This window comes from Methylobacterium sp. P1-11 (genome assembly GCF_008329595.1).
Lineage (GTDB): Bacteria > Pseudomonadota > Alphaproteobacteria > Rhizobiales > Beijerinckiaceae > Methylobacterium.
The window spans coordinates 81220-102216 of sequence record NZ_NPKS01000021.1 but is presented as its reverse complement, the minus strand read 5'-3'; the positions used below and the strand labels follow the sequence as shown (position 1 = coordinate 102216).

Annotated in this window: 11 protein-coding genes and 2 pseudogenes; 8 read left to right on the top strand and 5 right to left on the bottom strand. The window is 65.4% G+C overall.

What is annotated here, in order from left to right; genetic code table 11:
• Positions 1-5 precede the first annotated feature (5 nt).
• Together CIW48_RS20965 and CIW48_RS20960 are read left to right on the top strand one after the other, a co-directional pair.
• Positions 6-1154, top strand: a complete 1149-nt coding sequence (locus CIW48_RS20965; protein ID WP_149312495.1) for a response regulator — start codon at positions 6-8, stop codon at positions 1152-1154.
• Positions 1155-1697: 543 nt separating this feature from the next.
• Entirely contained in the window at positions 1698-2378 is a 681-nt protein-coding gene (locus CIW48_RS20960; protein WP_149312494.1) for a hypothetical protein, read from the top strand.
• A gap of 553 nt (positions 2379-2931) precedes the next feature.
• Here the strand turns inward: CIW48_RS20960 and CIW48_RS34140 are convergent.
• The 5 genes and pseudogenes from CIW48_RS34140 to CIW48_RS20935 form a co-directional block, all read right to left on the bottom strand.
• Positions 2932-3120, bottom strand: a pseudogene (locus tag CIW48_RS34140) (transposase); the annotation flags it as partial.
• 65 nt (positions 3121-3185) lie between these two features.
• Entirely contained in the window at positions 3186-5882 is a 2697-nt protein-coding gene (locus CIW48_RS20950) for an EAL domain-containing protein (RefSeq protein WP_149312492.1), read from the bottom strand.
• Between the two features lie 934 nt (positions 5883-6816).
• Positions 6817-7543, bottom strand: a pseudogene (locus tag CIW48_RS20945) (IS630 family transposase); the annotation flags it as partial.
• A 98-nt stretch (positions 7544-7641) separates the two neighbouring features.
• Entirely contained in the window at positions 7642-9027 is a 1386-nt protein-coding gene (locus tag CIW48_RS20940; protein ID WP_149312491.1) for an ATP-binding protein, read from the bottom strand.
• Complete coding sequence (locus tag CIW48_RS20935; RefSeq protein WP_149312490.1) at positions 9020-9697, bottom strand: response regulator transcription factor; 678 nt, start codon at positions 9695-9697, stop codon at positions 9020-9022. The genes CIW48_RS20940 and CIW48_RS20935 overlap by 8 nt, the downstream gene beginning before the upstream one ends.
• A 247-nt stretch (positions 9698-9944) precedes the next feature.
• Here CIW48_RS20935 and CIW48_RS20930 point away from each other — a divergent pair, with 247 nt between their 5' ends.
• From CIW48_RS20930 to CIW48_RS20900, 6 genes are all read left to right on the top strand, one after another.
• Positions 9945-10142 (top strand): polyhydroxyalkanoate synthesis regulator DNA-binding domain-containing protein, encoded by a 198-nt coding sequence (locus tag CIW48_RS20930; RefSeq protein WP_091777698.1) that lies wholly within the window; start codon positions 9945-9947, stop codon positions 10140-10142.
• A gap of 55 nt (positions 10143-10197) precedes the next feature.
• On the top strand, positions 10198-11538 hold the full coding sequence (locus CIW48_RS20925; protein WP_149312489.1) for an efflux RND transporter periplasmic adaptor subunit: 1341 nt from the start codon (positions 10198-10200) through the stop codon (positions 11536-11538).
• Positions 11539-11547: 9 nt separating this feature from the next.
• Positions 11548-14712, top strand: coding sequence for a CusA/CzcA family heavy metal efflux RND transporter (locus tag CIW48_RS20920; protein WP_149312488.1), 3165 nt, complete (start codon positions 11548-11550; stop codon positions 14710-14712).
• Complete coding sequence (locus CIW48_RS20915; protein ID WP_149312487.1) at positions 14669-15199, top strand: tyrosine-type recombinase/integrase; 531 nt, start codon at positions 14669-14671, stop codon at positions 15197-15199. The genes CIW48_RS20920 and CIW48_RS20915 overlap by 44 nt, the downstream gene beginning before the upstream one ends.
• Before the next feature lie 1111 nt (positions 15200-16310).
• Positions 16311-19580 (top strand): efflux RND transporter permease subunit, encoded by a 3270-nt coding sequence (locus tag CIW48_RS20905; protein ID WP_149312485.1) that lies wholly within the window; start codon positions 16311-16313, stop codon positions 19578-19580.
• Positions 19580-20968 carry an efflux RND transporter periplasmic adaptor subunit gene (locus CIW48_RS20900; protein WP_149312484.1) on the top strand — a complete coding sequence of 463 codons (1389 nt, stop codon included), beginning with the start codon at positions 19580-19582 and terminating at the stop codon, positions 20966-20968. Before CIW48_RS20905 ends, CIW48_RS20900 begins: the two co-directional genes overlap by 1 nt.
• The last annotated feature ends 29 nt before the right edge of the window (positions 20969-20997 follow it).

Below are 20997 nucleotides of genomic sequence, written 5' to 3'. Positions count from 1 at the left end.
AGGCCGTGCCGGCGCAAATCCTCGTCGTCGACGACAATCCTGAGAACTTGGAGATCCTGCGCGTCCGCCTGGAGGCGCAGGGTTACGAGGTTGGGCTCGCACCGGACGGCGAGACTGCGCTGGCGCGAGCCGCTGCCCAACCACCGGACCTTATCCTTCTCGACGTGATGATGCCGCGTCTCAGTGGACTGGATGTTCTGCGTCGCCTCAAGACGGATGAGGTTCTGCGCTACGTCCCCGTCGTGTTGCTCACCGCGCGTGTGGAGACGCGCGACGTCGTCGAGGGGCTCGATGCCGGCGCGGATGAGTATCTGACGAAACCTTACGAGCATGCGGCTCTGATGGCGCGGGTCCGCTCGATGCTGCGCCTTAAAGCGCTGACCGACACAGTGCGAGCGCAGGCGCGCGAGCTTGCGGATCAGAAATCGGCGCTCGCCGAGGCCAACCGTGATCTCGAGAGCCAGGTCGCCGTCAAGGCCGCCGAACTCCAGCGGATCGGTCGATTGCGTCGGTTCCTCTCACCCCAGATCGCCAATCTTGTCGCCGCAGATCGCGACGACCACGCGCTTTTGCAGCCGCACAGGCGCGAGATCACGGTGGTGTTCTGTGACCTGCGCGGCTTCACGGCCTTCACGGATACGGCCGCGCCGGAAGAGGTGGTCGCGGTCCTTCGCGAGTATCATGCGACTGTCGGCCAAGCCGTGTTCCAATATGAAGGAACGTTGGAGCACTTCGCCGGCGACGGCATCATGACCTACTTCAATGATCCGTACCCTTGCCCAGAGCACACCGAGCGCGCGGTGCGGATGGCCTTTGCTCTCCGCGAACGCGTCGGCAGCCTGTCGCGCCAGTGGGAGTCACGCGGCCATTCGATCGGTTTCGGATTGGGTCTCGCCCGAGGCTACGCGACGCTCGGCCAGTTCGGTTTCGAGGGACGCTTCGAATACGGGGCCCTCGGAAGCGTGACCAATCTGGCTTCCCGCCTCTGCGACGTGGCCAAAGCGGGGCAGATCGTGGTGAGCCGCTCCGTGTTCAGCGCTGTCCAAGCAGTCGCGCAAGCGCGGCCCCTGGGCAATCTGCCCCTCAAGGGTTTTCTGCGTGAGGTTGCAGCATTCGAGCTCGTGGCCTTGTCGGAAGATCGGGCCGGCTCCTGACCCGGTTTCAGCAGAGGATTCTGTTGCTCGTCCAGCTAGAGATAGCTTGCGCGCCTCTTGATCGTGGCAGTGTGCGCATCTTGCCTGTCGTACGCTGCCGATCCGGAATCGGATCCGCGCAGGATGATCCGCCGCTCGGACGTTCAGAACGCTCTTGCCGAAATGCTCGTTCTTCCTCATCCGCGCCAGGGCCGCCGGCGCCTCGGCCAATGCACTGTGACTGTCGATCGGCAGCTTGAAGCCACCGGTTGAGACCGCCTGTCGCAGGTCTGCTCGGACGCGTTCGCTGCTGATGTTCCGGACCGTCAGCCCGCGACATCGGCAACGCTGACTGGCATGTGCCTGATCGAGCCCAGACGCGTGAGTTGCAATCGCTCGATGTAGTTCTGGATCGACGTGCCGTGATCCGCCTCTGCGTCGCGACTGCAGATTGTGCTCTGCGGTGCTCCTCCAGCCGCATGTGAACTTGGTCACAGAAGATCACGACGAAAAGGATTTTCTTTCCCGGGCCGCCAATCAGGGCTGCTACTGCGGAGAACGTCCATGACATTCCATCGTCCTCTCCTCGCTTTGAGCCTCGCCATTCCGCTGACGCTCACTGTAACTGCTCCGGCATCCGCCTTCGGCTTCAGTGACCTCAATCCCGTCAAGCTCGCGAAAGGCGCCGTGAAGGAAGTCAAGAAGGCCACCAAGACCGTCAGCAGGACGGCCGAGAAGGGTGCAAAGGCTGTTGGCAGGACCGTGGAACGGGGCGCCAAGGGCATTGGTCGCGCCGCTGAAAGCGTCGGCCAGGACGCCGTCAAGACCGCGAAGGCTGCGCCGAAGGCGTACATGAAGGTCGCCAAGCCCGTCGGAGTAGCGGTTTCAAAGTACTATCACGCGGCTGGAAAGGTCATCGAGAATACACCACTGAAAGTCTTCAAGCCGCTGGCCGATGACGTGTCCAAGGCCGCGCGCACGAAGGAAGCCAAGATCGGCGCAGCAGTCGGCGTAGGCCTGCTCACCGCCGGCGGCGGAACGGCCGCGCTGCTACACAGTGGCGGGACGGCCGCGGGCGCTGGTGCGATGACTGCCTATTACGGAAAGCAAGTATACACAAAAGGTCGCGCGGTCGCCAACGACTACCGGCAGCATGGCATGAAGAAAGCCCGCGATACGTTCATGACCTCATACGAGCAGCGACAGAAAGAGATCAGAGGTATGCAAGATTATAGCCGGCGCTGATATGATCCCGACGCGGCGTGCTTCTCAGATGAAATCTGAGAGGCACGTTTTAATATATTAAAGTTGAGAAATTTTAGATCATAAAAACAGTATGATTATTTCGGCAGATTTGCATAATTCTAAATTGGCTACAATAATATCAGTGATATATTTTTAATTCCGAAAAATAGGTTTGGATGAATAGAACTTGCTACGCGTTCTCAATGAATAGGTCTGCAATCGATGCGATACAGGTGAATGACCACCGCCAATGAGGCAGTCACGACGGCACCGGCGGCGCTGATGGCTCTGGGCCCGGCAAGCGTTTCGCGCGATCGCTGCGAGCTGAACTCGCGCTCGCATTGCCCGACACCGACGCGAGGTTCACCGATAGCGAGGCGATTGGTGGATCCACGTCGATCCCGAGATCTACGATCACGAGGCTGCGGACCGCCGCGTCGAGCGCTTCGACTAGGGTCTGTCGGCACCCGAGGTGATCGAGGGCAGCGGTGAGGCAGAGGATGCCGCCGAGGCCGGCTGCGGTCTTCTCGTAGCGTGTCGCGACGGGGCCGGGGATGAGAATCTGAGCGGCGCGTCCCCACGGCCTCAGGTCTTGTGGGATTGCACGCCACTTGGCGCCATTCTGATCCCGCCACAGGATTGCCGAGAGTGTTCGCTTAAGGTCCTGAAACGGCGTCTGGGCGTTCGGTCGGCAGACTTCGACCCGCGGCTCCAGAACTGCCCAATGCCCGTCGCTCAGCATCGTCCCTCCTCATAAGGGAGGAGCAAAACGCATGCGCTCCCAATCAGCTCAGACGACGACAAACCCTAGACCATGCGGAGATCCGCCACGGACGTGAGGAGCGGGCGGTAAGCCGCAATCAATTGCGGCCTGCCGCACAGATAGCCCTGAATCTCCGCGCAGCGATGCTGCCGCAGGAACGAAAGCTGCTCCTCAGTCTCGATCCCCTCCGCGATCACCGGGATGCCCAAGCTTTCGCCTAGGCTGATGATCGCGCGCACGATCTCGCCGCCTGTGCTCGTCATGCCGATCTGCCCCACGAATGACCGGTCGATCTTGATCTTGTCGAAGGGGAACGCCTGCAGTGTTGCCAGCGACGAGTAGCCCGTCCCGAAATCATCGATCGAGATGCGCACGTCGAGCGCTTTCAGGTCGCGCAGCACCTCCTGCGAGCGTGCCGAACCTTTCAGGAATAGGCTCTCGGTTACCTCAAGCTCCAGCCGATCCGGCTTCAGTCCCGTCTTCTCAAGCACCGCGCGGACGACGTCCGTGAAATTGGCTTGCTGGAGCTGCGCGATCGAGACGTTCACGGCGATGCCGAGGGGGAGTTCCCAAGCCGCGGCCTCGCGGCAGGCCTCGCGGAGCACCCACTCGCCGAGTGGGAGGATCAACCCCGTCTCCTCTGCAAGCGGTATGAACTGCCCGGGCGAGATCGGCCCGCGGGTCGGATGCGTCCAGCGCAGGAGTGCTTCGAAGCCGCAGGCGCGGTTCGAGGCTACCTCAAACTGGGGCTGGTAGTGCAGTTCGAGTTGCGCGGTGCCGATGGCAGCGCGCAAATCCAGCGCGAGCTGGTGCTGCTCGCGCGCTGCCGCATCCATCATCGATTCGAAGAACCGGTAAGTTCCCTTCCCCTCCTTCTTGGCGCGAACCAGCGCCATATCGGCTGCGGAGAGAAGCTTCTCGTAGGTGCCTCCATCGCGCGGAAACGACGCGATCCCGACGCTGCAACCGATATCGATGCGCCGCTCGCCGTCCGCATAGGGCGCAGAGAGCACGTCGATCACGACCTGTGCGGTCATGGCGGCCGTCCTGACATCGAGACCTGTCGCAAACACGGCGAACTCGTCGCCACCGAGGCGCGCGGCGGTGCAGCGTTCGCAGGGCAGTCCCCGCAGGCGCGCGGCGACCTCGGAGAGAAGGCGGTCCCCGGTCGGATGGCCGAACAGGTCGTTGACCTGCTTGAAGCCGTCGAGATCAAGGCAGAGAAGGGCGACCTCCTCGCCCGTCTCGGAACAGATCGCCAAGCCCCCTTCGACGATCTCCTCGAACTGCAAGCGGTTCGGCAATTTGGTCAAAACGTCGTGACGCGCGAGAAAGCGCAGTCGTTCCTCGCTGCGACGGCGCTCCGTGACGTCCTCGTGCGTCGAGATCCATCCCCCGTCAGAAAGGAGCACGCGACGGACGCTGATGTCGCGATCGTCGGCCAAGTGAACGATGCCGGCGTAGTCCAGAGACGCGTGCGGTGTCGGAGGGGTGATGACAGTGTCCCAGGCGCCGGCCGCCTCCCCCCGTTGTTCTAGAATGTATCGGCGAAGGTCCGCGGCCCTCGTTTCCACCCGCCGGAGATGGTGAGGGACCGAGTAGAGACTGGCGAAGCGCTCGTTCATGATGACGAGCCGGTCGAACGCGTCGAACAGGCAAAGTCCCTGAACAATGTTGTCGAGCGCGACGCCGAAGCGCTCGTAATGCGCGCGCAAATCGCGCTCGCTGCGGGCGCGCTCCTCGGCGCTTGCGATGCGCCGTTCGACGCGAGCCCGCCGCAGGAAGAGCAGGAACAGGGCCGCGATGCAGACCAACAGGAGTGTCGCCGCCGTGCCGACAACCAGCGCCTGTCGGTGGAAAGGGGCAAGGCTCGCTTCCACCGTGCGACTGATGCTCAGGATGAAGGGATACCGGCCGAGAGCCTGCGTCGCGATGATACGCTCGTGACCATCAATGGGGCTGACATTGCGGATGACGCCGCCGGCCGGGTTCTTTGCGGCGATCAGCGCGGCTCCCGTCGCCGGCAATACCGTGCCGATGACGGCCTCTCGATGGGGATGGCGCACGAGCAGCATGCCATCATTGCGAAACACTGAAACGACAGCATCGTCGGCCGGTGTGATCTTCTGATAGAGCCGTTCGAAGTAGCCAAGTTCAACCGCGCCGAGCACAAGGCCGAGGAATGTTCCGTCCGGTGCCGAAATTTTGCGGGCAACGTAGATTGTCCATTCCCCGTCGCCGCGATTCTGAACCGGTTGACCGGTAAATCGTTGGAGCTTGGGATCAGCGGCGAGCGCCTTGAAGTAGTCCCGGTCCGCGATATTAACTTCGGGGATCGGCCAGAACCGACTGAAATTCAGGAGCTTGCCGGCGTGGTCAATGAGCGTGATGGCGTTGACCTGCGGGAGCGCGGCGATCCGGGCCTTGAGCGCCACGTGCAGCTCCTGCCGACTCGCCACGGCAGCGTAATCCGAGGTCGTGGCAACGTTTGCCTCGTGCATGCCCTGGATGACGGCTTCCTGGACCATCTCGATAGCCTGCAGGGAGCGGTCCGCTTGATCGGCGAGGACCGTTGAAAGCCCGACCAGATTATGCTCGACGTCCTGCACAGCTTGCCGGTGCATGTCGCCGATGAAGAGCGTCGCGCTTAACGCGATCACCAAGGTCAGTACAACGAACGACGCGACTAGGGCCGCGGCAGGCCGGAGTTCGGTCGCGGGCGTCGATCGAATTCCCGACACGGGTATTGCGCTCCTCGTACGTCATCCCATGCCCCAGTCGCCTTCTGGCCTCCAAGATGTTGAAAGACTGTTCCTCGCGAGTTCTCGGCAACAGGCCAAAGATCGAGCAAGCTGAATCAGACCTTACCCCTCGCTCAAGGCATGTTTTGCGGCTCGGTTCGCGCTCAGAATCGTCGCCGCATTCGCGTGTCCTCACATTTGACGACGGCAAGATCGCGACCCTCGTCGTCAGTCGCTGGCTGTCACCGCGTTAGAGGGCTCAATGTTCGATCTGCGGAGCCTGTGCTGTTCATGCCCTCACGCGCCACCACTCGCCGGGTGTTCGAACATAGCCGCGCGACATGAACGGAACGAGTGACGTGGCGATCGTCCGCTATCACATCGCGGAGCATGAGCGGTGACCTGAGCTCGTTTTGTTTATAGGGATGTGTTCTGAACGCGGCGATCGGGAAAGTAAGCGGCCCGGGAACTCTACTATATTTGTACTTTACTCGAAGGTCGGCAGAATATCGCTCCACATCATAAATTTGATCATGCGAACTCGCGCAAGTCTACAAACCACCTGTCTAAGGCACACGCGCGAATCTCTCGATGACCGCGGCCGGCCGCCAGCGACCTTGCCGCTTGCGGCGTTCAAATCGGAGAAGCGGCCCTTCGTCGCCGCACAGGGACGGCGCTGAACGCCGCACGCCGAGTTGCCAACCCACCGAGAATTCCGCGGTCACTATGCTGCCGACCACTACGCGGCTGACGCCTGAAACCCGTGTGTCCGGGCGCCACAATGCGCCCGGACACACCCGGTGAGCAGCATGCCTTTACGAGGTGATCGGATGAAAGCGGATCGGCGAATGGATCAGGCGGTTTGTGGTCGGGACCGCCCTCGATCCTCGAATGATGCAGCAAGCGCCGTCGCTACGGCTAGGGTGTTTCCGGTTTAATCTGGTTCGTATCCTGCGGCGGCGAAGAAGTTGGCGCCCTGGTCGGGTGTGACGGTGTCGACGAGGCGTCCGATGGCGGACCGCAAACCCTCGACGGTTCGCTCGGCAGCTTTGCGCAGGAGAGCGTTGAGTTCGGAGAAGGCCATCTCGATGGGGTGGAAGTCCGGGCTGTAGGGCGGGAGGAACAGCAGTCGCGCGCCTGCCGCTTCGATCGCCGCCCGCACGGCCGGCCCCATGTGGCTGCCGAGGTTGTCCATGACGACGATGTCACCGGGAACAAGTTCGGGCACGAGCACGCGCTCGAGGTAAGTCTGGAAGGCGTCGCGGTTGATCGGCCCATCGAGCACGAAGGGCGCGGCGATCCCGGACAGACGCAAGCCTGCCACCAGCGTCGTCGTCTTCCAGTGGCCATGCGGCACGGGCGAGCGCGGCCGCTCGCCTCGGGGAGACCGTCCGCGCCGGCGGGCCATGTTGGTCGAGGTCCAGGTCTCGTCGAGAAACAGGTCTCGTCGAGAAACAGGGGACGCTCAGGGTCGAGATTGCGCTGGCCCTCGGACCAGGCCTCGCGCGCAGCCTGCACGTCCGGGCGATCTTGCTCTGCGGCGTGAGCTGTCTGTTTTTGTAGGTGAGGTCACGCGCGTCGAGGAAGCTCCACAGGGTGCCGAGCCCGACGGTCAGATCGTGCTCATCCCGAAGCCGGTCGCGCATCTCATCCAGGGTGATGCCGACCGTCTCGGCACCCAAGTCTTGTCGGCCGACGAGCCAGAAATCTGTATGTTTTGCATTCAATCATTAATAATCAGGCATTTCGCCAAAGTAATTCAATCAGCGAAGGGCATGTGGCCGCCGATGATCAATTTCGAGAAATTCATCGTGAAACGGCAACCCCCCTCTTCCGCCGCGCGAACACTGACACTTGCGCCGTGAAGCTTGGCGATAGCGGCGACCAAGCTCAGGCCAAGCCCGTTTCCGGGGGTTTGGCGGGACATCTCCGCGCGGTAGAACCGTCGGAAGATCTTACCGTGCTCGCTCGCGGGCAGACCCGGGCCGGTATCCTCGACGGCCACCTCGACCGCCTGACTGGAATGGGCGACTTCGACGCGCACGGCCCCCCCGGAAGGCGTGAACTTCAGGGCGTTGTCGATGAGGTTCGACAGGGCCTCGAAGCAAAGGTCCCGGTCGCCATGGACGGGGGGGACTTCGGCGTCGGCTGCGAGGACGAGCCGGATGCTCCTTTCCTCCGCTTCGGGCTCGAAGAAATCGACCGCCGCCGCGGCCAACTCGCCGAGATCGACCGGGGCGAAGGCGGTCCTGCGGCCTTCCTCCATCGCGCCGATCCGCAGCACGGCGGTGACCATGGCGAGCGTCTGGTCGATCCAGGCGAGGCCCTGGTCGATCGCCTCGTGGAACTCCGCGACCGACTTCGCCTGCGCCCGGCTGCGCTCAAGCCGGGCCCGCAGGCGGGTGAGCGGCGTGCGCAGGTCGTGGGCGACGGCGTCGCCGACGCTGCGGACCTCGCCCATCAGATGCTCGATCTCGTCGAGCATCCGGTTCACGTTCGCGGCGAGGCGATCGAACTCATCGCCCCGCTTCCCGACCGGCAGGCGCTTGCCGAGGTTGCCGCGCATCACCTCCGCGAGCGCCGCCTCCGTGGCGGCAAAGCGCCGGCGGCCCCGGCGGGCGAGGACGATGCCGCCGATCCCCGAAAGCGCCAGCATCGGCAACAGCCCGAGGCCCAGGGCCCGCAAGGTCGTGACCCGCACCTTGTCGATGTCGTCGGTGTCATGGGCGATCACCACCGTGCCGCCGCCGGGCAGCGACAGGGCGGACGCCCAGATCTCATCGGCGAGGCTGCGGCCCCCAACCACCACCGTGGCGTTCACGCGATAGGCGTCCCCGTCCTGCGGCAAACCCTTCGGGATCGTATCGAGGTTGCCCGCGCGGCGGACGCCGTTCGGCGCAAAGAAGCCGCCGTAGTGCCGCGCGTGCGGATCCATCGCGGTCCAGGTGTCGACCCGCAAAGCCGTGGCGGCGGGGTCGGCGGCGGCCGCGCGGACTTCGAGCCGCAGGGTCTCGGCGAGTTCCTCCCGCAGATACGAGGCGGTCTGCCAATAGATGAAGGCGAACATCGTCAGTGCGAGGAGCACAGACCACAGGGCGATCCCCAGCGCCCACCGCAGGGTGGTCGAACGCAGGAGGTCAGTCATCGGGGGTGAGGGTGAAGCCGACGCCGCGGACGTTCTGGATCAGGGGCACCTCCCCGGCGGCCTCCAGCTTGCGGCGCAGGCGCCCGAGATGGACGTCGATGAGGTTCGATTTCGGGGTGAAGCGGTAGTTCCAGACCTCCTCGAAGAGCATCGCCCGGGTGACGATCCGGCCGGGCGAGCGCATTAGGTAGGCGAGCAGCTTGAGTTCGCGGGGCAGGAGGTCGAGGTTCCGCGTGCCGCGCCGGCCGGTCCCGGCGACGAGGTCGATTTCCAGGCTGCCGACCCGCAGCAGCGTCTCGCGGCCGTCGACCGGGCGGCGGAGCAGCGCCTCGATCCGCGCGGCGAGTTCGCCGAGAACGAAAGGCTTGGCGAGGTAATCGTCGCCGCCGGCCCGGAGGCCGCGGATGCGCTCGTCCACGTCGCCCAGCGCGCTCAGGACGAGGGCGGGCGTCCGGTCGCCATCCCGGCGCAGGTCCCGAAGGACGCCAAGCCCATCCTGGCCCGGCAGCATCCGGTCGAGGATGATCGCGTCCCAGCCGCCCTCCCGTGCCGACCGGGCGCCGTCCGGCCCGGTCTCCACCCAGGCGACCTCGTGGCCGCGCCCGCGCAGATCATCGAGCACGTCCCCAGCCGTGTCCCCGTCATCCTCGATCAGCAGCAGCCTCGCCACGCCAGCCCGTCCCTCCCGCGCTCTCCATTCTGTCGCATGTCGGCCCGGCGGTCTGCGCAAGGACACGACTGTGAACCCGAATTTAGTGGCGCCCCATTGGCTTCACCCAACTTATTAGAACGACTCTAGCGCGTACCTCGGCTTCTATTCGGGCGGGGACGATCCTGTTCCGAGCCCTGCCGATGTTGATCTCGCCCAGCGTCGCCGCCGCATCCGACGCGATCCCCAACTGCTGAGGGAACGCCTCATGCCCCGGAAGCGGCGGCCCCGCCGCCTGATCAATCGCTACGCTCAGAGCCGGCTATACGATGTCGAGACCCGAACCTATGTCTCCGTCGAGCGACTGCGGGAACTGCGGGGCGAAGGCTTCGACGTGGTGATCCGCGAGGTCGAGACCGGTCGCTTCGTGAGCGACGAGGTGCTCCCCTCGGGCTTCGACGCATGACCCATTCCCTCACCCTCGCGGGATTCGGTTCGACCGGCTGGCGGTCCGCCTGCCCATGTCGCTGAACACTGAGTCATCCGCGCGCCGCGCGAAGACGTCCGACATTATCGAGAACGACGGCTTGGAGTCTGAGGATGCCTCTTCGTCTGCTCAAGACGTGCGCCGGAGCCCCGCGCGCCGAGCACTCGTCGTCCTGACTGTGCTGGCCGTTGCGGCTTTCGCGGGCTGGACCTATCGCGGCCCCATCCTCGACGCCTTCGGCCTCGCCCCTCCACCGGCTTCCGACGCGAAGGCGGACAAATCCGGCGACGCCCCGGCGAACCCCGATCTCGTCACCCTCGACGAAGCAGGACAGAAGCGGATGGGTCTCGCCTTCGGCCGAGCCGTGACGCGCCGGATCGTGCTACCGGTGCGCGCGCCCGGAACCGTCACCTTCGACGAGCGGCGGGTGACGCATCTGAAGCCGCGCACGCAGGGGCGGGTGCTAAGCCTCGCCGTCCAGCCCGGCGACCGTGTCACGGCAGGACAAACGCTCGCGACCCTCGATGCTGCCGGCATCCTCGACGCCCGCAACGGGCTCCAGGCGGCGCAGGCGGCACTCGGCGAGTCTCAGGCTTCCGAGGCTGTGGCGGCGTTACAGGTGAAGCGTGGGCTGGAGCAGCTGAAGTTCGGCGGCGTCGCCCAGGCCGAGGTCGAGCGGCGTCAGGTCGATCTCGCTAAGGCCCAGGCGGCGGTAAAGTCGGCGCAAGCGAACGCGGACATGTACCGGGCGCAGTACCAGCGCCTCGCTCCGGCCGAGGGCGCCGCGCCCGGCACCAGTGCCGTGGTCACGCCGATCGGCGGCGTGGTGACGAGCGTCGGCATCACGCTGGGCGAGGTAGTCGATACCGGGCGGGACGCCTTCATTGTGGCCGACCCAACCCGCGTTGTGGTGCTTGCGAACCTGTACGGGGCCGACATCGCCCGGGTGAAGGCGGGAGACGCGGCCTCGGTGGAGAGCCCGATGCCCGACCATCCGCCCTTCGAGGGCCATGTCCGCTCTGTGAACGTGACCGTCGATCCGGCGACGAACACGGCCCCGGCGCGGATCGAACTCGACAACCCGGAGGATCTCCTGCGCGCTAACCTTTTCGTCTCCGTAACGGTGGCGGCGGATCTGGGTCGCGGCGGCGTCACCATCCCGGCGGCGGCCGTGCAGCAGACGGAAGCCGGCCCCATCGCCTTCGTGCGCAAGGCCCCGGACCGGTTCGAGCGGCGGGCCCTCACGCTCGGCATCCAGCGCACCGACTGGGTGGAGGTGCGCCAAGGCATGGCGGACGGCGAGTGCGTCGCGACCGCGGGCAGCTTCGGCCTCAAGGCCATCCTGCTGCGCAGCCTCCTCGGATCGACGGATTGAGGGGCGACGATGAGGAGCTGGTTCGCCCTTCTGGTCCGCCGCCGCTTCCTCGTGCTGGTGGTCGCCCTCGCCGCGGCGGCGGGCGGGGTCGCCAACCTCGAAGGGCTCTCCATCGACGCGGTGCCGGACATCTCGCCGAAGCAGGTGATGATCTTGACCCTCTCGCCGGGGCTCGGCCCCCTGGAGGTCGAGCGGCTCGTCACCTTCCCGGTCGAGAACGCGATGGCGGGTGCGCCTGGACTCTCCAACGTCCGCTCGACCTCGCGGGCCGGGGTCTCAGCGGTCTACGTCACCTTCGACGAGTCTGTATCGGTCACGTCGGCGCGGGCCGAGGTGTTCCAGCGCCTGCCCCAGGCGAAGAATCTGATGCCGGCAGGGCTCGGCGATCCGCAGATGGGCCCGATGGCGACGGGGCTCGGTGAGATCTTCCAGTTCGAGCTGCGCGGGCCCGCCTACACGCCGATGCAGCTGAAGCGCATCCTGCAATGGACCATCGCGCCGAAGCTGAAGCTCACCCCGGGCATCGCCGACGTGAACATCTACGGCGGCCAGATGCCGACCGACGAGGTCCGCGTCTCGGCGGAAGCGCTGCGCCGCTACGGCGTGACCCTGGCCCAGGTCTACACGGCGCTCATGGAGAACAATGCCGCCCGGGGCGGTGCCTATATCGAGCACAACGACCAGCAGGAGACGATCCGCGGCCTCGGCCTCGCCAAGAGTCCGGAGGACATCGCCAACATCGTCGTCGCGACCGGCCCCGGCGGCGTTCCAGTGACGCTGGGCACCCTCGGCACGGTGCAGGAGGCCCCCAAGGTCCGGCTCGGCGCCGTCACCCATGACGCCGAGGGCGAGACCGTCGTCGGCATCGCGCTCATGCGGTACGGCGCGAATGCCAGTTCCGTGGTCGAAGGGGTGAAGAAGACGATCGCGGAGCTGCGTCAGCAGCTGCCGCCGGGGGTCGAGATCGTTCCCTATTACGACCGCAGCGCCCTGGTGGAGCGCACGATCCACACGGTGGAGCACAATCTCCTCGAAGGAGCGGTGCTGGTGATCGTGGTGCTGCTCCTGCTGCTCGGCAATCTCCGCGCCGGGCTGATCGTCGCTGCCGCGATCCCGCTCTCGATGCTGATGGCCTTCGCGGGAATGCGGCTGCTCGGCCTGTCGGGCAACCTGATGAGCCTCGGGGCGATCGACTTCGGGCTGATCGTCGACGGTGCCGTGGTGATGATCGAGAACGTGCTCCGTGCGCGCGGCGAGCACCCGGATCGCCCGGCCCACGACCTGATCCGCGACGCCGCCGCCGAGGTGGCCCGCCCGGTGATCTTCGCGGTGGCGATCATCATCATCGTCTACGTGCCGATCCTCGCCCTCGAAGGCGTCCCCGGCAAGATGTTCGCCCCGATGGCGTTCACGGTGATCCTGGCACTCGGCTCGTCGCTCATCGTCACGCTAACCCTGATGCCGGCGCTCGCCGCGATCTTCCTGTCCGGGCGTGAGATCGGCGAGCGCGAGACGAGCCTCGTCCACGCGGTGCGGGGCGCCTATACGCCGGTGCTGCGCTGGGCCAAGCGGCACACGCTCGTGATCGTCCTCACGGTGGCCACCCTGTTCATCGGTTCCTGCGTGGTGGCTATGCGGCTCGGGGGCGAGTTTCTGCCGAAGCTGTCGGAGGGGTCGATCGTGATCACGTCCGAGAAGCTGCCCGGGATTTCCCTCGACGCCTCGCTGGCCACGGTGACGCGCATCGAGCGGATCCTGACATCCTTCCCCGAGGTGAAGCGGGTCGTCTCCCTTACCGGCAGCGCCGAGATCCCGACCGACCCGATGGGCGTCGAATCGGCCGACAGCTTTATCACCCTCACCGACCCTTCGACCTGGAAGACGGCGGACAGCCAGGAAGGTCTCGTCGCGGCCTTCGACAAGCGCCTCCGGGAGGAGGTGCCCGGCGTCGCCTACAGCTTCTCGCAACCGATCCAGATGCGGATGGACGATCTGCTGGAGGGCGTGCGCGGCGACGTCGCGGTCAGCCTCTACGGCGACGACCTCAAGGTCCTGAAGGACACGGCCGATTCCATCGTGCGCGTGGTCTCGGGCATCCGGGGCGCGGCGGACGTGAAGGCCGAGGCGCAGGCCGGGATGCCGGCTCTGTCGATCCAGGTCGACCGCGCCAGGGCCGCCCGCTACGGCATCAACGTCTCGGACGTGCTCGACGTGGTCGAAAGCATCGGCGGACGTACCGCCGGCATGGTCTACGGCGATGACAACTCCATCACCGACATCGTGGTCCGGCTCGATCCTGCCGACCGCAGCGACATCGAGCGGATCCGCGCCCTGCCGGTCGGACGGCCGGGCAAGGGGAACGGGCCGCAGACGACCGTGCCGCTCTCGATGGTGGCCTCGGTGGACGTCACTTCCGGCCCGGCGCAGATCAGCCGCGAGCGGCTGCAGAGGCGGATCTCGATCCAGGCCAATGTCCGCGGCCGGGACGTGCAGAGCTTTGTCGACGCCGCACAGAAGGCCGTGTCCGCTCAAGTGAAGTTGCCGCCGCGCTACGCGCTGCAATGGAGCGGCCAATACCAGAACCTGCAGGAGGCCACCGCCCGCCTGTCGGTCGTGGTGCCGGCGGCGCTGGCGGGGATCCTCGTCCTCCTCGTCGTGATGTTCGGCGACATCCGCCTCGCTGGCCTGATCTTCCTGAACGTGCCGATGGCCGCCACGGGGGGCATCCTCGCACTCGCCCTGCGCGACATGCCGTTCTCGATCTCGGCGGCAATCGGCTTCATCGCGACCTTCGGCATCGCGATCCTGAACGGCGTGGTACTGACGAGCTACATCCGCGACCTCGAAGGCTCAGGCCTCGACCCAGGGGAGGCTGCCAGCCGCGCCGCCGAGATGCGGCTGCGCCCGGTGATGATGACCGCCCTCGTTGCAGCCCTGGGATTCCTGCCGATGGCCATCTCGACCAGCGCCGGGGCGGAGGTGCAGCGCCCGCTCGCCACCGTGGTGATCGGCGGCCTGATCAGCGCGACCCTGCTGACCCTCGTGGTCCTGCCCGCCGTCTATCCGGTGGTCGCGAGGTTACGTCTGCCCTTCGGCAGTTCACGAGCCGGCAGGAGGCAGGAGCGACGGTATGCACGCCCGCGCCAAGGGGTGCGGGAGGGCACCGATCGGTGAGCGCCGTTACGGCAACGGCTGGGTTCGCTCCGGGCCGAAAGGTCCGACCTCGCTCCCGACAAAATCTGATCGACCCACCGAGTTCGCTGCGCTGAATTACTTCGGATGGGCGATCATGGCTTCGGCCTTCGCTGACTTCGATGGATGTCAGCAGCACATGGCTGCCAGCATCCTGGCATGGCTGGAGGTTCGAGGTGGAGCAGTCGACGTTTATGCCTCCCCGAGCAGCGCCGACGACGTGACGCATATCAGCACCCGGCAGTATGCGCGTTTGGTCGATGAGTGGGTCACCGGGATGGGGCTGCCGCAGGAGGATTTCGGAACGCACTCCCTGCGCCGAACGACAGCATCATTGATCTACAAACGGACCGGCAACCTGCGTGCCGTGCGGATCATGCTCGGCCATACGAGGATCGTGAGCACGGCCCGGTACCTCTGTCTCGATGTCGAGAATGCTCTCACGCTCGCCGAAGGGGCGGAAATTTGAGCGTTCGGCCCCTCGGCTTCGGCGTCGAGGGGCCTCGAAACCAGCCGGGCGGATATGCGCCCATACCGGCCGTTCAGCGGCCTTTCGCGAGATCTTCAGAACGGACATGGCTGCAGGGTTCCGAAGCGCTCGCTGTCGGGCGCGGAGGTCGGGTGTTCGGAGCTCTGACGGCGATCAACCTGTCCTAAGGATAAGCATGGTGCCGTGTCCGCTCGAACCTGTCGGCACAGGGCTTATCGAAAAGCGCGCATGGTGGCTGAGTGCCCAAAGGTTCGGCCATCATGGGTTGTCCTCCGATGTCGCCGAGCGTGTGACGCTGAGAATATTGTGATCGCGGATCGAAATAGGGGTCCGATGTGTAGCTGTTCATGAACGCGCCGCCGGCAGGCATCTCGCTCTCGGACCACGCTGGCGTGACGAGGCCATACAAGGCAACGATGATTAGGAGTACAAGTTTTTTCTGGTTTATCATTGAGCTGTCTCGAACAGACTGGGTCTGTAGAGCATTCTCGTGCTCGGGATATGTTTTCCAGAAGCATGGATGGTCGGCCTCTCTGATGCAGGCAGTGCCAATCAGCGGCCGTTGAACCGTGCATGCAGATGCCCAGGCGCGGGCCGAGCCATCGTGAAGGCGCCTGCTTCAGTGTGGGTGAGCTAGGCTAATATGCTGGTACCGTATGTCTCATGGCGCGCTTGGACCGAAGATCGACGACCGAAAGATCGTTTGCGCGCCTCTCATAGGGTTATAGCGTCTTCCCGATAAATCACAAATGAATACGCTGCCAATGCATGAAGATGCTTTCGATATTTGAAAAATATTTTTATTTCTAAAGATTGATCCTTGCGGTCATCCCGGACGCCGGCGGTGCGTGTTCCATATGAAGTCCGGTTTTTGAAAGATAAGGCCGCAATTTTTTTGAAGTAAAAATCGCTTCAAGATGTAAGAGCGAATTCATTCGAAGCACTGATGAGAGTGCCTTATATCGTCGTGGAGCCGGGCATGGGCCTCGCTCAGCCTCCACAACGCAAGCCTCTTTCTGCCATCTTAGACCGAGGCCGCAGTCGGGGCCCAGCGGTCAGCAGAGTTCGGGCGAAAAGCGCGATTGGCCGCATGGATCTTGTCCGGTTTGCCCTGAAGTTCCGCAAGAGCTTCTATGTTCTTGCCGTCCTCATGTTCCTCGCGGGTATCGGCTCGATCGCGGTGGCACCGAAGGACGTGCTGCCGTCCGTGGATATACCGGTCGTCGTGGTGGTCTGGACCTATAGCGGTCTCGACGCCACAGACATGGTCCAGCGCATCACGAACTACAGCGAGTTTTCGCTATCGAGCAACGTGAACAACATCCGGCGGATCGAGTCGACGTCGATCCAGGGTACCGTGACCGAGCGGATCTACTTCGATTCTGCGGTCAGCATCGATCTCGCGATGACGCAGGTCGATTCGGCCATGAACGCGATCCGCTCGCGTATGCCTCCCGGGGTGCAGCCGCCGGTGATCATGCGGTTCTCCGCGTCATCGGTGCCGGTCATCCAAATGGCCCTGTCGTCGTCCAAGCTGCCCCTCACCAACGTTTTCGATTACGCCCAGTACAGGACCCGCCGCCGGCTCGCCGAGGTGCCGGGCTCCACCCTGCCGTCCCCGTACGGCGGCGCGCCGCGTCAGGTGATGGTCGATCTCGATCCCGCCAAGCTGCGCGCGATCGGCATGACTCCGCTCGATGTCCTGAACGCGGTCCTCAAGCAGAACCTCGTGGTGCCCTCCGGGCTCGCGAAGATCGGGACGCAACAGTACACGGTCCGGCTGAATTCCAGCCCGCTTCTCGTCGATCAACTCAATCGCATCCCGATCAAGGTCGAGAACAACCAGCCGGTCCTGCTGCGGGACGTCGCCCAGGTGCGGGACGGGGCGCCGCCGCAGATCAACGTCGTTCGCGCCGACGGTCACCACTCCGTCCTCCTGCAGGTGCTGAAGAACGGCGCGGCCTCGACCCTGGACGTCGTGAACGCCGTCAAGGCCGCCCTGCCCGACATCCACGCCGCCGCGCCGAAGGGCATGACGATCACGCCGCTGTTCGATCAGTCGGTCTTCGTCTCGGACGCCATCTCCGAGGTGGTGCGCGAGGCGGTGATCGCGGCGGGCCTGACCGGCCTCGCGATCCTGCTGTTCCTGGGCTCCTGGCGCTCGACTCTCGTGGTGCTCGTCTCGATCCCGCTCTGCATCCTGACATCCCTGTCGATCCTGGTCGCCATCGGGCAGACCATCAACGTGATGACGCTGGGCGGCCTCGCGCTCGCGGTCGGCATCCTGGTGGACGACGCCACGGTGGCGATCGAGAACACCTACCGGATGTTCGAGGAGGGCTTCTCCTTCCGGCGCTCGGTGGTCGAGGGCGTCGCGGGCATCGCCAAGCCGGCGCTGATCTCGACGCTCGCGATCTGCTCGGCCTTCTCGGCGGTCTTCTTCCTCACCGACGCGCCCCGCTATCTGTTCGTCCCGCAGGCCGAAGCGGTGGTGTTCGCGATGCTGACCTCCTACCTGCTGTCGCGGACGCTCGTCGCCATCCTGATCGACGTCCTCGTCGCTCCGGAATACGCCCGGCATCACGGCAGCCCGGAGCCCGCAGCCGACGGGATGGCACCGCAGCGGCGCCATTCGATCCTCGGCCGGCTGCTCGGCTTCGCGCGGCGACCGCTCGTCTGGGTGTTCCGGTATCCGCTGCGCGGCTCGCTCGCCTTCCGGGGGGCCTTCGAGCGGGGCTTCACGCGGTTCCACGCGGGCTATGTCGGCCTCCTCTCCGCCGTGCTCCGCCACCCGGGCCGCGCCCTGTGCGGCGTGCTGTCCGTCTTCGCGGTGACCGCGGCGATCTTCCCCTTCGTCGGGCAGGACTACTTCCCGCAGATCGAGTCCAGCCAGATGACGCTGCACATCCGCACCCGCCCGGGTCAGCGGATCGAGCAGGCGGAGAAGCGGTTCGCGCAGGTCGAGGACGTCGTCCGGCAGGTCGTCCCGAAAGATGAACTCGGCCTCATCCTGGACAATATCGGCCTGCCGGCGTCGAACTATAACTTCGCGTTCATGGACGCATCGTTCGTCGCCTACAATGACGGCCAGATGCTGATCAACCTGAAGGGCGAGCACAAGCCGATCTCGTTCTACGAGGCGCGCCTGCGCAAGGTCCTGCGCGACGCCTTCCCGGACGACGTCTTCTATTTTCAGCCCTCCGACATCATCACGCAGATCCTGAATTTCGGCACGATCGCGCAGATCGACGTACAGGTGTCCGGACGCCACGACGCCGACGATCTCGCCGTGGCCCGCGATCTCGTGCGCCGGATCTCGGCGGTCCGCGGGGCCGTCGACGTCCACCTTCACCAGATCGTCGACGCGCCGCAGATGTCCGTGAACGTCGACCGCAGGCTCGCCTCGGAGATGGGCGTCAGCGAGCAGTCCATCGCGCAGAACATGAACGTCTCGCTGTCGGGCTCCTTCCAGGTCAGCCCGAACTTCTGGGCCGATCCGAAATCCGGGATGCCCTATCAGCTCTGGGTCCAGACGCCGGAATGGCGCAATGCCGACATCGACCAGCTGATGAATACACCGGTCTCGGTCCATGCGACCGGCCATGACAGGCCGGGCATTCCGATCCTGCTGTCGAACATCGCCACGATGCAGCGGCAGCCGGAGCAGACGGTGATCAATCACGTCAACCAGCAGCCGACCTTCGACATCCTCGCCAACGTCCAGAACGCCGATCTCGGCAGCGTCCGCAACGCCGTGGACGGGATCGTCGCCGACGCGCAGACCCGACTTCCGGCCCCGGACAAGGTTCTGGTCCGCGGCCAGATTGAGAGCATGGAGAGCGCCTTCTCGCGGATCGAGATCGGGCTCGGCATCGCGCTGGTGGCGGTCTACCTGCTGCTCGTCCTGAACTATCAGACCTGGGTCGATCCTTTCGTGGTGATCGCCGCGCTGCCGCTCGCCTTCTGCGGCATCGTGATGAGCCTGTTCATCACCGGCACGGCCTTCTCGATCCCGGCCCTCTTCGGGGCGATCATGTCGGTCGGTGTGGCGAGCGCGAACTCGATCCTGCTTGTCACTTTCGCCAAGGAGCACCGGGAGGCCACGGGCTGCTCGGCGCGCGAGGCCGCCCTAATGGCCGGCCATACAAGGCTGCGGCCGGTGCTGATGACCGCCTCGGCGATGTTCCTCGGCCTGATCCCGATGGCGATCGGATCGGGGGAGGGCGCCGAGCAGAACGCCGCCCTTGCCCGCGCGGTCATGGGCGGGATCGGTATGGGCACGCTCTCGACGCTGCTCTTCGTCCCGCTTCTCTACACCCTGCTCCGGCACAACCCGATCAAGCCCCTCGAGGATTATTGATGCGCGCAAATTCCGACGCTCACGCGTTCGACGCCCACGAGGCAGCCGAGCAGGCGCATCGCCACGCGGTCGCGATCGATCCCCTGCGTCAGGATGAGGCCGGGGAGACGCTGGCGCATGCCGATCTGCCGCCGCCGCGAAAGCGGCCCTTCCTGGTGGCCGTCCTGGCGCTCGGCAGCGCCCTCGGCCTGGGGGGATGGCACCAGTGGCAGACTTACCAGGCCTCGCTGGATACGCAGGCCGAGGCGGTCGACTTCGTCCCGACGGTGCGCACCCTGTTCGCCACCGAGGACGATCAGCCGATATCCCTGACCCTGCCGGGTCAGACGGAGGCCTTCGACCATGCCGACATCTTCGCCCGCGCCACTGGCTACATCGCCGAGCGCCGGGTGGATATCGGCTCGCGGGTGAAGAAGGGCGACCTGCTCGTGCGCATCGCCGCCCCCGACCTCGACCAGCAGGCGCGCCAGGCCGAGGCTCAGCTCGGCCAATTCCAGGCCCAGCTCGCCGTCGCCCGCGCGGATGTCGAGCAGGCCAGGGCCAACGTCACGCTGGCCAACGCCACCGATGCCCGGACTTCGACGCTGGCCGGCCAGGGCTGGGCCTCGAAGCAGAATGCCGACCAGACCCGGGCCGGCATGCTGACGGCCACCGCGGCCCTGGCGGCCGCCGAGGCGAAGGTGAAGGTGGCCGAGGCCAACATCTCGGCCCAGCAGGCCACCGTCGACCGGCTGCGGACGCTGACCACGTTCGAGAACGTCGTGGCACCTTTCGACGGCGTCGTGACCGCCCGCATGGTCGATGGCGGCGACCTCGTCCACGCCGATTCCGGCGGGGGGACGCCGCTCTTCACCATCGACAGCACGGATGTGCTGCGCGTCTCGGTCCAGGTGCCGCAATCGGCCGCGGTGGGTATGCACGACGGCGTCCAGGCGCGCGTGCGCGTCGCGCAGATGCCGGATCGCGTGTTCGACGGGACGGTCTCGCGCAGCTCGGTCGCCCTGCGCTCCGCCGTGCGGACCCTCGACACCGAGGTTGACGTGAAGAACTCAGACGGGATCCTGCGGCCCGGCCTCTACGTCGCGGTGACCTTTGCGGTGCCGCGCACGCATCCCCGTGTCACCGTGCCCTCGGAGGCGCTGATCTTCGATGCGAAGGGCACGCACGTCGCCGTTGTGGAGCCCGACGACACGGTCCGGCTTCGCCCGATCACGATTGCGCGCGATCTCGGCACCCGGCTGGAGCTGCGAACCGGGCTCAAGAGCGGCGAAACGGTCGTCCTCAACCCGCCAGCGACCCTCCAGGACGGCGCCCGAGTCGCTCCGAAAGGCGACGCCGGCTCGAAGGCGGCGACCGCCAAGCTCTCCGAGCAGGCCAGTGCGGAGTGAGGCGCATGGTCCAATCCACCCACGGTCCC